This window comes from Pandoraea capi (assembly GCF_902459735.1).
Classification (GTDB): domain Bacteria; phylum Pseudomonadota; class Gammaproteobacteria; order Burkholderiales; family Burkholderiaceae; genus Pandoraea; species Pandoraea capi.
In genome coordinates this window covers 73,963-87,395 of the sequence record NZ_CABPRV010000003.1, presented here as the reverse complement: position 1 = coordinate 87,395, position 13,433 = coordinate 73,963, and the positions used below count along the sequence as shown (strand labels likewise).

The following is a 13,433-nucleotide window of genomic DNA, read 5'->3' as shown; positions in this document are numbered from 1 at the left end:
GCTACACACGACGGAGACAGCAATGCCGATATACGACTTCGAATGTGCGACGTGCGGGACGTTTGCGGTAATGCGCCGGATCGCGGACCGCGATGCACCGTGTCATTGCCCGGACTGCGGGACGGAAGGCGCGAGAGTGATCACGGCACCGGCGCTGGCGTTGATGGGAGGTGCAAGCCGCGCCGCCCATGCGACGAATGAGCGGGCTGCGAATGCGCCACGTCAGTTATCAGACGGACCGACGGGAGGACACAGGGCAGGGTGTAGTTGCTGCTCGACAGGGAAGGTGAAGTTCGCCGGGACAGAGGCGTCGAATGGCATGAAGCAACCAGCGGGGAGACCGTGGATGATTAGTCATTAGCCGTTTTGCTAGGGGTCGCTACGAAATGAAAAAGCTCCCTTTTGAACTGACCCCAAAAAGTTAGACGGTCAAGTTTGCTCAGCGCACGTCTACGGGCTGAGTTCTGTATTGCACAGGACTCAGCCCGTTTCGTTTGAGGCTGATGAGTTCGTGATTGTAGTAGTGAATGTATGCGCGCAAGCCATCGCATAATTGCTTGGTGCTTTCGAACCGGTTCAGATAGAAAAACTCTGTCTTGAGCGTAGCGAAAAAACTTTCCATAGCGGCGTTGTCCAGGCAATTTCCCCGTCGCGACATGCTTTGCTCGACGCCGTTTTGTGCAAGTTTGCGCTGCCAGTCGCTCATCTGATATTGCCAGCCTTGATCGGAGTGCAAGACGGGGCGTTGCTTGCCAGTCAGGCGCCGCATAGCTTGATCCAGCATCTTGCCTACGAAGCCGCAGTGAGGCCGCTCACCGGTCTGCCAAGCGATGATCTCGCCGTTAGCCAGTGAGTATTGCGAGCGTAACTCGCGCACTATTTGCGCTTTTTCTTTTGCCCCGTTTGGTACTGGCCCTGCTCCTTTTGCTTGAGCAGGGCATCGAGCTTTTTTAGATACGCGTTCTCCGCACGCAAATATTCAAGTTCTTAGAGCAATTCCTCGCGGGTGCGAGTGTCATTCTCTTTGGGGGGAGGGGCTGAGGGACTGAGCGGGGACATAACAGATGGGCGTCGGCCTTTGGGGCGCGGCTCCAGAGCGTGGATTCCGCCCTCATGATACTGGCGCTGCCAGCGAGAAACACTGGCGGCCTCTCGCAGATCGAAGCGCGCGCTCATGAAAAACACCCCAAAGGTTGGATTTACGTCCAACTTTTGGGGTGCAGTTCACAAAGGGAGCTTTTTCATTATTGGGAACTGGGAAGCGGTCGCTTTTGATTCAACGGCATGCCCCCCCAATCAAACATCAATATTCCCAGCCCGCAGCGCATTGCTCTCGATAAACGCGCGACGCGGTTCGACATCGTCACCCATCAGCGTCGTGAAGATGCCGTCGGCAGCAATGGCGTCTTCGATCTGTACGCGGAGCAGGCGGCGGACCGTCGGGTCCATCGTCGTTTCCCAGAGCTGTTCGGCGTTCATTTCGCCCAGGCCCTTATAGCGCTGCTTCGAGACCTTGCTCTCCGCATCGGCCATCAGCCACTTCATCGCCGACTTGAAGTTCGTCACCGATTGCGAACGCTCGCCGCGCTTGATCGTCGCACCTTCGCCAATCAGGCCCTTGAACGTCTCGGCCGTCTTCTGCAACTGCGCATAGTCCGCCGTTTGCAGGAAGTCCGGATCGATCACGCTGACCTTCACGTTGCCGTGATGACGACGCTCCACACGCAGCGACACCACCGGATCCGCATTCTCGACGTCTTCCGTCACCGCCGTGATCGTGATCTCCGGCGCCAGCGGGTCATTGCTCAACGCCGCTTCCAATGCCGCCGCCGATCGCTTCGCGACTTCTTCGTTGGTCAGATCGATGTCGACGCCCTCGGTCACCGCCGTCAGCACCGAGGCCTCATACACGCGGCTCAGACGCTCGATCACGCCATCCGACAACTGATAGCTGCGCGTCAATTCGCCCAGTGCATCGCCCGAAATCGGGGCTGCGCCCGTCGTCGGCACCAGCTCCGCATTGTTCAGCGCCAGCTTCAGCATGTACTGACCCAACTCGGACTCGTCCTTGATGTAACGCTCGTCCTTGTTGTGCTTGACCTTGTACAGCGGCGGCTGCGCAATGTACACGTAGCCGCGCTCAATCAGCTCCGGCACCTGACGGTACAGGAACGTCAGCAACAGCGTACGGATGTGCGCACCGTCCACGTCAGCATCGGTCATGATGATGATGCGGTGATAACGCAGCTTGTCGATGTTGTAGTCGTCCTTGCCGATACCGCAACCCAGCGCGGTAATCAGCGTCACGATCTGCTCGCTCGAAATCAGCTTGTCGAAACGCGCCTTCTCGACGTTCAGCACCTTGCCGCGCAACGGCAGAATCGCCTGGAACTTACGGTCGCGCCCCTGCTTTGCCGAACCGCCTGCCGAGTCACCCTCGACCACGTAGATTTCGCACAGCGCCGGATCCTTCTCCTGGCAGTCCGCCAGCTTGCCCGGCAGACCCACGCCGTCGAGCACGCCCTTACGACGCGTCATTTCACGCGCCTTGCGTGCCGCGTCGCGCGCACGCGCCGCTTCCACGATCTTCGAGCAAATGATCTTCGCGTCGATCGGCGTCTCTTGCAGGAAATCCTCCAGCGCCTTCGCCACGTACTCTTCCACCGGCGCACGCACTTCGGACGACACCAGCTTGTCCTTCGTCTGCGACGAGAACTTCGGCTCAGGCACCTTCACCGACAACACGCAGGTCAGACCCTCGCGCATGTCGTCGCCCGTCGTCTCGACCTTGGCCTTCTTGGCGATCTCGCTCTCGGCGATGTACTTGTTGATCACGCGCGTCATCGCCGCACGCAGACCGGTCAAGTGCGTACCGCCGTCACGCTGCGGAATGTTGTTCGTGAAACACAGCACCGATTCGTTGTAGCTGTCGTTCCACTGCATGGCGACTTCCACGCCAATGCCGTCGCGCTCGCCCATCACGTGGAAGACGGTCGGGTGCAGCACCGTCTTCGACTTGTTGATGTACTCGACGAAGCCCTTCACGCCGCCACCGAACGCGAAATCGTCTTCCTTGCCCGTGCGCTGATCCGTCAGACGAATGCGAACGCCGTTGTTCAGGAAGGACAGCTCGCGCATGCGCTTGGCGAGAATGTCGTAGTGGAATTCGACCTTGCCGAAGATCGTTTCGTCAGCCAGGAAGTGCACTTCCGTGCCGCGCTTGTCCGTGTCGCCCAACACCTTGAGCGGCGACGTCTCAACGCCGTCGACCATCTCGATCTCACGGTTCTGCGGCACGCCACGGTGGAATTCCATGAAGTGCTTCTTGCCGTCGCGACGCACGGTGACCTTGAGGTACGACGAGAGCGCGTTCACGCACGACACACCCACACCGTGCAGACCGCCCGACACCTTGTAGCTGTTCTGGTCGAACTTGCCGCCGGCGTGCAGCTCCGTCATCACGATTTCCGCCGCGCTACGCTTCGGCTCGTGCTTGTCGTCGAACTTGATGCCCGTGGGAATACCGCGACCGTTGTCCGTCACGGAAATGGAATTGTCCGCGTGAATGATCACGTGGATGTCATCGCAGTAACCCGCAAGCGCCTCGTCGATCGAGTTGTCCAGCACCTCGAAAACCAGGTGATGCAGACCCGTACCGTCCGACGTGTCGCCAATGTACATGCCGGGACGCTTGCGCACAGCCTCCAGACCCTCGAGGATCTGAATGGAGGCTGCACCATAGCCGCTTTCGGCCTGCTTTTGCTGTTCGCTCATGACAATCTTCCGGTTACTGCGTCATTTCTGACGAATTACTGCTTCATGACCTGCCGCCCCCCGAACGCTTTTGGCGCTCCGAAGGCCGCTTATCCCGCAAAAGGATAATTCTCTAGAAACGCCAAAGGGGCGCTCGGCCCCTTCGCGCATGTGTGACGGCGCGTATGGCGGACAAGCCGCTCAAATGCGCATCGGCATGACGACGTACTTGAATTCGTCGTTGTCAGGCAGGGTGATCAGCGCGCTCGAATTGGCGTCGCCGAGGCTGACCTTCACCTGCTCGACCTTGAGGTTCGACAGCACGTCGAGCAGATACGTCACGTTAAAGCCGATGTCCACCGACTCGCCCGTGTAATCGATCTCGATTTCTTCTTGCGCTTCTTCGTTTTCGGTGTTGTTCGCGCTGATCTTCAACTGGTTTTCGCTCACCAGGAAACGCACACCCTTGAACTTGTCCGACGTCACGATCGCGGCGCGCTGCAACGAACGATGCAGCTCTTCACGGCTGATCACGAAGCTCTTGTTGTAACCCTTCGGGATCACTCGGTTGAAGTCGGGGAACTTGCCCTCGACCAGCTTCGACACCAGCTCGACGTTCGCGAAACGGAACTTGACCTGGCTCGGCGCCACGTCGATCTGCACCGGATCGTCGATGTCTTCGAGCAGACGCTGCAATTCGAGAATCGTCTTGCGCGGAATGATCACTTCCTGACGCGCAAACTTTTCGCCCGCAATCGTCGTGTTGCAGTACGCCAGACGGTGACCGTCCGTCGCCACCGCTTCGATCTTCTCGCCCTCGACCACCAGCAGCATGCCGTTCAGGTAATAACGGATGTCCTGCTGCGCCATGGCGAAGTGCACCATGCCCAGCAGTTGGCGGAACGCACGCTGCGGCAGCGCGAAGCTCGCGGCGTAGTCGTTGGCCTCAGCCACCGTCGGGAAATCTTCGGCCGCCAGCGTCTGCAACTGGAAACGGCTCTTGCCGGCCTGCACCGTCAGACGCTTGTCGGAGAGCGACAACGCGACTTCGGCGTCCGGCATGTTGCGAAGGATGTCGAGCAACTTGCGCGCGGCCACGGTCGTCGCCACGTCATCGGCGCCGGCACCGCAATCAGCGGTGGTCGTGATCTGCAACTCGAGATCGGTCGACAGGAAGGAAATGTCCTGTCCGTGCTTGCGAATCAGCAAATTGGCCAGAATCGGCAACGTGTGGCGACGCTCGACGATGCCACTCACAATTTGCAGCGGCCGCAGCAGATTGTCTCGTTGAGTTTTGACCAATTGCATATTTATCCTTCGTAGTAACTGTTAACGGGTGCCAGTTTCTGCTGAAAACCCGAAGATTCCCTTATCAATCAATCGCTTGCAGATGGGATAACAGGGCGGAAAACGCTGTGGACGAGCCGGGGACGCATTGTGCGCCGATCCGCTATTGTGCCCGAAAACCCCAGTTCCCCCCAAACCGCACCCAGCTTATCCACAGGGATCCGGGCAACCCCGCCCGACACCCTGAGAATTCGTCGGCCGTGACGCCGGCCCCAACCGGTCCGTTACCCCTTGAGCGTCTGCTCCAGCACGTGCAACTCGTGGTTGAGCTGCGCGTCCTTGCCCCGCTCTTCTGCAATCTTGCGTACGGCGTGCAGCACGGTCGTATGGTCGCGTCCGCCGAACAGTTCGCCGATTTCCGGCAGGCTCTTCTGCGTCAGCTCCTTCGCCAGATACATCGCAATCTGCCGCGGCCGTGCAATATTGGCAGGGCGCTTTTTCGAATACATGTCGGCGACCTTGATATTGTAAAAATCGGCGACCGTCTTCTGGATGTTCTCGACAGAAATCTGACGATTCTGAACCGTCAACAGATCTTTCAGCGCTTCCTTCGTCAGCTCGATCGTGATCTCGCGACCGTGGAACTTCGAGTACGCCAGGATCTTGCGCAGCGCGCCCTCCAGTTCACGGACGTTCGAGCGCAAGTGCTTACCGACGAAGAACGCCACGTCCTCCGAGAGCCCCACGCCTTCGGCCTGCGCCTTCTTGATCAGGATCGCCACGCGCATTTCGAGCTCTGGCGGCTCGATGGCCACCGTCAGCCCCGAATCGAAGCGCGAAATCAGCCGGTCGTCGATGCCGGTGATTTCCTTCGGGTACGTGTCGCTCGTGATGATCACCTGCGCACGGTTCGCAATCAGCGCCTCGAACGCGTAGAAGAATTCTTCCTGCGTACGGCTTTTGCCCGAGAAGAACTGAATATCGTCGATCAGCAGCAGATCGAGCGAGTGGTAGTAACGCTTGAATTCGTCGAAGGCCTTGCGCTGATACGCCTTGACCACGTCTGACACGTATTGCTCGGCGTGGATATAGCGAATGCGCGGGTTCTGCTTCTCGGCCAGCAACTGGTTGCCGATGGCATGGATCAAGTGGGTCTTACCAAGACCGACGCCGCCATACAGGAACAGCGGGTTGTACGAGGTACCCGGGTTGTTCGCGACCTGGATCGCCGCAGCGCGGGCCAGCTGGTTCGACTTACCGGTGACGAAATTGTCGAAGGTCAGCACCGGGTTGAGCTTCGAGCGCTCATAGATCGACTCGACTTCGCCGACCTGAACCGGCTCCTGCGGCGTCACTCGCCAGTTGCGGCGCACCGCCTCGGCTTCGCTCGCTTCCAGATCGGGGCGCTCCCCGTCGAGCGACGCTGTATCGGCCGCATGACCACCCGCGACCGCAGCCTGCGCGGCAGCGGCGGCAGGGTTGGCACGCGCGACGCTCGTCGGCACGGGGGCCGGTGCGACGCTCGGCGTCGGGGCGGGTGCCGGAGCAGGGGTCGAGGAGGGCACGCGCAGACCCGCCTTCGGATCGAGAACGAACGTCACTTCGATCGGGGCGTTCCAATAGTCCGACGCCATGGTCTGGATTCGCCCGGAGAACTGGCTCCTCACCCAATCCAGCTTGAAGCGGTTGGGCGCGCCGATCTTGAGCGTGCGCGCCTGTTCGTCGAAGTCGAGCGGCGCCAGCGGTTTGATCCAGGTGCGGAATTGCTGGGGCGTGAGCTCTTGTTCGAGACGGGTCGCGCAGTGTTGCCAGAAATCGTTCATGCAGCGTGTATCCAGGTGGCGCGGAGCCCATCCGACGACATCGGTCTGGCACTATTTCGCCCACTATCCGTTACATCAGATATGGGGACGAAACGTGCCAAACCAAGCGGTTTCCCTGTCCCAGACTGGATCGGGACGGGTCACCGGTAGAGGTCGAGTCGGACCAGCGGCGCATTGCAGAAGTCCGGCAGGACGCGAACCACGGCGCTGCGTTCGGGTTCCATCTCGCGCGTGCGGCCGGCTCCTCCGGCGCGCGCAGACGACAAAACCCGGCGCGCTATCCACATGGCGACGTCACCGGTACTCTGCTGGGAAAAAAATTGATGGGGGATTTTACCGCCAAAGCGTCGGCAAAGCGAGTTATCCACAGGAATGCCCACAGCACGCGCATCTCCGGGCGGACGCACCGCGTTAACCCGCCTGCGTTCGCACGATGCCTGCGCAAATGCCCGGCAATTGCGACGATTTGCCGCGACGCCCGGGAAATCTGCCCACATTCCCATTTATCCACTGGCACAAAATGACGACACAGGCATTTCGCGCCATTATCCACAGCCTTGAGGCTGCCGGATGGCGTATCTGCGACAACCCGGGCGGCGATCGTGCGCGGGCGCAGCGGGGGCGATGGCTAACCTATTGACACACAACGGAAAAGCCGATTAAATAGCGGGTTCGTTAGAAAGATAACCGGATTCCTATCCAACTCCCGACGGCTGGGATGCGCGTGAAAGTCCTTGAATTTGCAGGTTTTCACGGTGTCCTTGTGGCGTTTTACGATGCTGCTGCGCGGGAATTTTTTCACACAGTGAGTGCATCATGAAACGTACTTTTCAGCCTTCCGTGACGCGCCGCAAGCGCACCCATGGCTTCCTGGTTCGCATGAAGACCCGTGGCGGCCGCAAGGTCATCGCCGCTCGTCGCGCCAAGGGCCGTAAGCGCCTGGCCGTCTAATCGCGGTTCTCGGTCATACCGCGGTTTGCGCGTTAAGTCCGCAAGGCGCGAAGTCCCGGCTCTGGGGTTTCCCAAGGCCGCCAGACTTCTCAAAACGGATGAGTTTTCATCCGTTTTTAGTTTGCGCCCCCTGCGTCGCAGCGCGCACTTCGTGTTGTATATGCGCTGGCGCGAAGATGCGCCGGACACCTCTGCCGATGCCACGCCTCAAGAAGGCCGCATCGGCATTGTCGTCGGCAAGAAGCACGCACCGCGTGCGGTCACTCGCAATCTGATCAAACGTCAGGCGCGCGAGATGTTCCGCCAGCGTCGTGCGGCACTCGTCGGCTGGGATTTTGTATTGCGACTGACCCGGCGATTCGACAAGGGGACGTATACAGCGGCGGCGGCGCCGGTGTTGTACACACTGTGCCAGACCGAGTTCGCGCAGCTCTTCGACGCAGCCGAAAAGGCCGCCCGCAAGCGCCGCGCCTCCGACGACAAGACGGAAGGTAGTTAGTCCCCACACGGTAGCGCCCGACCCCGGGCATGCGCCGCCCTCCCGGCCACCTCGGCCGGATTGACAGGCGGAATCGAGATGCGAAGCGTGCTGTTGTTGCTCCTGCGCGGTTACAAGCTGGTGATCAGTCCCTGGCTGGGGAACCGTTGCCGCTTTCATCCGAGCTGCTCCGACTACGCACGCGAGGCCATCGTCGAGCACGGTGCCGGTTACGGCACTTATCTCGCGGCCAGGCGTCTATGCCGCTGTCATCCGTTTCACCCCGGCGGTTTCGATCCCGTGCCGCCGGCCCGACACGTCTGTAACGTTCCCGACCAAAACGCCGATGGCGCCGACAAGGCCGCCGGAAACGACACGTCGCGAGCCAGGCAGACGGTCTCGTCCGGGCCCGCGGCCGCATCGGCAGTAACGCGCCGCGCGCCGGGCCATTCCTGAGTTTCGTCCACCACGAGTTACCGCATGGACATCAAACGCACCGTACTCTGGGTCATTTTCGCGCTGTCTGTCGTGATGCTTTTCGACAACTGGCAACGCGCCAATGGCCATTCGTCGCTGTTCTTCCCGACGCCCGAGGCATCCGCCCCGGCCGCGACGGGCGCCAACCAGACGGCGGCTAACGACCTGCCGCAATCGGCCAACGCCGGCGCTGCCGCAGGCAACGCACCGGGTAACGCACCGGCTGCCGCCACCGCGCAGAAGGTTCGCATCACGACCGACGTCTACGAAGCCGACATCAGCACGCAAGGCGGCACGCTGTCGTTCCTGGCGCTCACGAAGTGGCCGGATGCCGACGAAGCCGACAAGCACGTCGTGCTGTTCGACAACACCCCGAGCCATCAGTACTTCGCTCGCACGGGTCTGATCGGCGGCGATTTCCCGAACCACAACGACATCTTCACGCTGGTGCCGGGCCCGACCACGATGACGGGCGACACGCTGACCGTGAAGTTCGAATCGCCGGTCAAGGGTGGCTTGCAACTGGTGCGTGCCTACACGTTCCATCGCGGCAGCTACGTGATCGACGTGTCGAACACGATCGTCAACAAGACCGACGCCGCCATCAAGCCGACGCTGTACATGGAACTGGTGCGCGACGGCCGCGAAATCAGCGGCGCGAAGTTCTCGCACACGTTCACGGGCCCGACGGTCTACAGCAGCGACGAGAAGTTCCAGAAGATCACGTTCAGCGACATCGACAAGGACAAGGCGAAGTACATCAAGCAGTCCAGCGATGGCTGGATCGGCATGGTGCAGCATTACTTCGCTACCGCCTGGATTCCGAAGGAAGGTGTCGCACGCGACAACTACATCGGAAAGCTGGACAACGGTCTGTATCGTGTCGGCGTGAAGGAGCAACTCGCGAGCATTCCCGCGAACGGCAGCCAGACGGTCGATGCACGTTTGTTCGCCGGCCCGCAGGAAGAGCACATGCTCGAACAGATCGCGCCGGGTCTGGAACTGACGAAGGACTACGGTTACTTCACGATTCTGGCCAAGCCGCTGTTCTGGCTGCTCTCGAAGCTGCACGCGCTGATCGGTAACTGGGGTTGGGCGATCATCGCCGTGACCGTGATCATCAAGCTGGTGTTCTTCCCGCTGTCGGCAGCAAGCTACAAGTCGATGGCGCGCATGAAGGAAATCACCCCGCGCATGCAGGCGCTTCGCGAACGCTACAAGAGCGATCCGCAGAAGATGAACGCCGCGCTCATGGAGCTGTACAAGACCGAGAAGGTCAATCCGTTCGGCGGCTGTATCCCGATCGTGATTCAGATCCCGGTGTTCATTGCGCTGTACTGGGTGTTGCTCTCGTCGGTGGAAATGCGCGGCGCGCCGTGGCTGGGCTGGATTCATGACCTCTCGGCACAGGATCCGTATTACATCCTGCCGGTGCTGATGGCCGTGTCGATGTTCATCCAGACGAAGCTGAACCCGACGCCGCCGGATCCGATGCAGGCCAAGATGATGATGTTCATGCCGCTGATCTTCTCGGTGATGTTCCTCTTCCTGCCGTCCGGTCTGGTGCTGTACTACGTGGTCAACAACACGTTGTCGATCGCGCAGCAATGGTCGATCAACCGAATGCTCGGGACCAAGAAAAAGGAAAAGGCGGCCTGACGATTGACGTCTGACCGTTTGAAAGACCTGGCCGCCCGCGAGTCTCTCGCGGGCGGTTTTGTTTGGTGCATGTCAAAATAAGCCACTGTTTTTCAACGAATCGTTCCATGAGTGTTACTGCCTCCACCTCTGCCGTTGCAAGCGTCCCGATCGCTGCCATCGCCACCGCCCCCGGACGCGGCGGCATCGGCGTGGTGCGCGTGTCCTTCGGCAAGCATCGCGGCGACGCCGTGCAACGTGTCATCGCGCGTCTGGTCGGGCAACCGCTCAAGCCGCGTCATGCGTCGTATCTGCCGTTCCTCGACGGTGCCGGCGACGCACTGGATCGCGGCATCGCGCTGTACTTCCCCGGTCCGAATTCGTACACCGGCGAGGACGTGCTGGAACTGCAAGGTCACGGCGGCCCGATCGTTCTGCAACTGCTGTTGCAGCGTTGTATCGACGAAGGGGCGACGCTCGGGGTACGTCTTGCCGAGCCGGGCGAATTCACGCATCGCGCGTTTCTGAACGACAAGCTCGATCTGGCGCAGGCCGAAGCGGTGGCGGATCTGATCGAAGCGAGCACCGAAGCGGCGGCACGTTCGGCGAGCCGGTCGTTGGACGGTGCGTTTTCGCGCGAGATTCATTCGCTGGTGGATCTGGTGATTCATCTGCGCATGCTCGTCGAAGCGACGCTCGATTTTCCGGAAGAGGAAATCGATTTTCTGGAGGCGGCGGACGCCTTCGGTCAACTCGAACGCATTCGCGCGCAGTTGGCGCAGGTGCTCTCGCAAGCGCGGCAGGGGGCGTTGTTGCGTGAGGGGATCAACGTCGTGCTGGCCGGGCAGCCGAACGTCGGCAAGTCGTCGTTGCTCAACGCGCTGGCCGGGGCCGAGCTGGCGATCGTCACGCCAATTGCCGGGACCACACGCGACAAGGTGCAACAGACGATTCAGATCGATGGCATTCCGCTGCACATCATCGACACGGCGGGTTTGCGGGAGACGGAAGACGAAGTGGAGCGCATTGGCATCGCGCGTAGCTGGAGCGAGATCGCGAAGGCGGATGCGGTCCTGCATCTGCTCGATGCGCGCACCGGCATGACGCCCGAAGACGAAGTCATCGCAACGCAACTGCCGAAGCACGTGCCCATCGTGCGCGTGTACAACAAGACGGATCTGGCGGGCGAACCGGCGACGGTATTGCCGGCGGAAGGCACGGCCCCCTTGGGCGTACGTCTGTCGGCGAAGGGTGGGCAGGGAATCGACTTCCTGCGCGCGGAACTGCTCAGGATTGCCGGATGGCAGGCGGGTAACGAAGGCGTGTTTCTGGCGCGCGAACGTCATTTGTCGGCCCTTCGCGCGGCACGCGATCACATCGAGATGGCGGATGCGCATGCGCGTCAGAACGCAAACGCACTCGATCTCTTCGCCGAAGAACTACGTCTCGCGCAGGAACAACTCAGCACGATCACCGGTGAATTCACTTCAGATGATTTGCTTGGCGTGATCTTCAGTCGGTTTTGTATTGGGAAGTAGGGGGCTGCTGAGCTGTCTGCACGGCAAGCCACTGCCAGCCATCAACCGGATATCAACGTTCTACGCTGTCGAAGTCCATTTCACCTTGAGGTGGCTCTACCACCTTGCGCACTGCCGGCGTGCCCTCTACTGAAGCAGTGACCTGCCCCCTGCAAACAGGCCGGTCGCAGCATGATGACTTCAATCGCTCCTTGCGAGATGCGTGCAGCCATCAAGTATGCAGTGGAGGGGTCCTGCTCCAGTTCGTCGTAAACGTTGGTAGAGAGTGTCACTCTCCAGAATCGGCGACACCACGCCAGAGGCAATCTACGCTATCGATCGATCTCGCAAATCGGTATGAGCCTTTGAGAGGCGACTTCGCATGAAGGTGACAGCTAGCTCAGCACCGATGTGTGGCATGACGCCCTCACACACGCGTTCGATCCCGTTGAGCGCGCACGGTTGAAACTCGATGGTCCGCGGGAAGTTTGCTCGAATGGCGCAGCGCACGGAGGACCATAGCGAGGATCTCCTCACTATGGTCAGAATCGGATACGGCGCAAAAAAAGTGATGACGACTGCTTGATTCGCTATTCATGCAATCTAGTGGGCTACCGCGACGAACCGTCGTCGCCTGCGTCCACCGCTCTATCGCTCAAACGTAATTCGAATCGTCGTCGTAATCGCTGGTGTCCATCAGGCCGTCGTCGATGTTTGAGAAATCCGAGTCCGACGTGTCGAGGAAGTTGTCGCTTCCGCTTCCGCTTCCACCACCACTTCCGCCGCCGTTTCCGTTCTCATAGATCGTGTTGTTGATGATCGTCTCCGAGGGCATCATGCCGCTGCCCAATCCGCCCATCGCCGGTTGACCGAAGAAGCCGCCGCCGCTGTTGCGGTGAAACAGACTCTCGATGCCCTGGAACAGGAAAGCGCCGCCCGCCACGCCCGCGGCGGTCGTCGCGATGCTGCCGAGCGTGCTGCGAGCGCCATCGCCTAGCCACCCCGCGCGTTGCGCGGGCGCAGCAGCCTGTGGAGCCGGTTGCGCCTGCGCAGGGGCTTGCATCTGCGTCGGGTACTGGGCCGGTGCTTGAGCCGGTGCTGCACCCGCGCCCGCGTTGCCATACCCCGCCGCCGCTGTCGGTGCCGCCGCCCCCGCTGCATATCCTCCATTCCCCGCGTTACCCCACGTGTTGGCGCCCCCGAGGAAACTGTCGTGTGCGCCGCCGCCCTGCGCCGACTGCAATTGCGATTGCAGCGTCGCGATCTGCGCGCGTGCGGACACCAGTGCGTGATCGAGCAGCAATGCACGCTGCACGAGGAGATACGCCGCGTCCGGCTGACGACGCACGGCATCGGCGATCAATGCCTCCGCCTGCTCGTCCTTGACGCCAGCCTGCGCTTGCGTAAGTTGAGTCAGAAAGCCCTGAAGTGTCTGCAATTCCTGCTGATTCATGATGTGCCCCTATGAGCGACGCGAGTGGTGCGAGCGGTGCGTGTGATAAGTGTCAT

12 protein-coding genes and 1 pseudogene are annotated in these 13,433 nt (G+C 60.7%); 6 read left to right on the top strand and 7 right to left on the bottom strand.

The features are described 5' to 3' along the window. Positions 1-22: 22 nt before the first annotated feature. Entirely contained in the window at positions 23-361 is a 339-nt protein-coding gene (locus tag PCA20602_RS07180) for an FmdB family zinc ribbon protein (RefSeq protein ID WP_150720645.1), read from the top strand. 78 nt (positions 362-439) lie between these two features. Here PCA20602_RS07180 and PCA20602_RS26370 read toward each other — a convergent pair. From PCA20602_RS26370 to PCA20602_RS07150, 6 genes and pseudogenes are all read right to left on the bottom strand, one after another. After that, positions 440-850 (bottom strand): annotated as a pseudogene (locus tag PCA20602_RS26370) (IS3 family transposase); the annotation flags it as partial. Positions 851-987: 137 nt separating this feature from the next. After that, positions 988-1,176 carry a helix-turn-helix domain-containing protein gene (locus PCA20602_RS26365; protein WP_150720643.1) on the bottom strand — a complete coding sequence of 63 codons (189 nt, stop codon included), beginning with the start codon at positions 1,174-1,176 and terminating at the stop codon, positions 988-990. Positions 1,177-1,296: 120 nt separating this feature from the next. Beyond that, a complete protein-coding gene (gene gyrB, locus PCA20602_RS07165; RefSeq protein WP_150720642.1) occupies positions 1,297-3,774 on the bottom strand; it encodes a DNA topoisomerase (ATP-hydrolyzing) subunit B in 2,478 nt (825 codons plus the stop codon). A 180-nt stretch (positions 3,775-3,954) separates the two neighbouring features. Beyond that, the gene (gene dnaN, locus PCA20602_RS07160) at positions 3,955-5,061 is read right to left on the bottom strand and encodes a DNA polymerase III subunit beta (RefSeq protein WP_046290265.1); all 1,107 of its coding nucleotides are present in this window, start codon (positions 5,059-5,061) and stop codon (positions 3,955-3,957) included. A gap of 263 nt (positions 5,062-5,324) precedes the next feature. Next, positions 5,325-6,863, bottom strand: a complete 1,539-nt coding sequence (dnaA, locus tag PCA20602_RS07155) for a chromosomal replication initiator protein DnaA (RefSeq protein ID WP_150720641.1) — start codon at positions 6,861-6,863, stop codon at positions 5,325-5,327. A 140-nt stretch (positions 6,864-7,003) separates the two neighbouring features. Further along, positions 7,004-7,360 (bottom strand): hypothetical protein, encoded by a 357-nt coding sequence (locus PCA20602_RS07150; RefSeq protein WP_150720640.1) that lies wholly within the window; start codon positions 7,358-7,360, stop codon positions 7,004-7,006. 319 nt (positions 7,361-7,679) lie between these two features. Between PCA20602_RS07150 and rpmH the strand changes: the two genes are divergently transcribed. The 5 genes from rpmH (at position 7,680) to mnmE (ending at position 11,945) form a co-directional block, all read left to right on the top strand. After that, positions 7,680-7,814, top strand: a complete 135-nt coding sequence (gene rpmH / locus PCA20602_RS07145) for a 50S ribosomal protein L34 (RefSeq protein WP_010806664.1) — start codon at positions 7,680-7,682, stop codon at positions 7,812-7,814. 61 nt (positions 7,815-7,875) lie between these two features. Further along, positions 7,876-8,313, top strand: a complete 438-nt coding sequence (rnpA, locus tag PCA20602_RS07140) for a ribonuclease P protein component (protein WP_174980946.1) — start codon at positions 7,876-7,878, stop codon at positions 8,311-8,313. A gap of 78 nt (positions 8,314-8,391) precedes the next feature. Next, positions 8,392-8,748 carry a membrane protein insertion efficiency factor YidD gene (gene yidD / locus PCA20602_RS07135; RefSeq protein ID WP_150720638.1) on the top strand — a complete coding sequence of 119 codons (357 nt, stop codon included), beginning with the start codon at positions 8,392-8,394 and terminating at the stop codon, positions 8,746-8,748. Between the two features lie 24 nt (positions 8,749-8,772). Next, positions 8,773-10,428, top strand: coding sequence for a membrane protein insertase YidC (gene yidC / locus PCA20602_RS07130; protein WP_150720637.1), 1,656 nt, complete (start codon positions 8,773-8,775; stop codon positions 10,426-10,428). Between the two features lie 107 nt (positions 10,429-10,535). Continuing rightward, positions 10,536-11,945: a tRNA uridine-5-carboxymethylaminomethyl(34) synthesis GTPase MnmE gene (mnmE, locus tag PCA20602_RS07125; protein ID WP_150720636.1), complete on the top strand. Its 1,410-nt coding sequence runs from the start codon at positions 10,536-10,538 to the stop codon at positions 11,943-11,945. Between the two features lie 634 nt (positions 11,946-12,579). Here the strand turns inward: mnmE and PCA20602_RS07120 are convergent. After that, positions 12,580-13,377 (bottom strand): DUF2076 domain-containing protein, encoded by a 798-nt coding sequence (locus PCA20602_RS07120; RefSeq protein WP_150720635.1) that lies wholly within the window; start codon positions 13,375-13,377, stop codon positions 12,580-12,582. Positions 13,378-13,433: the final 56 nt, after the last annotated feature.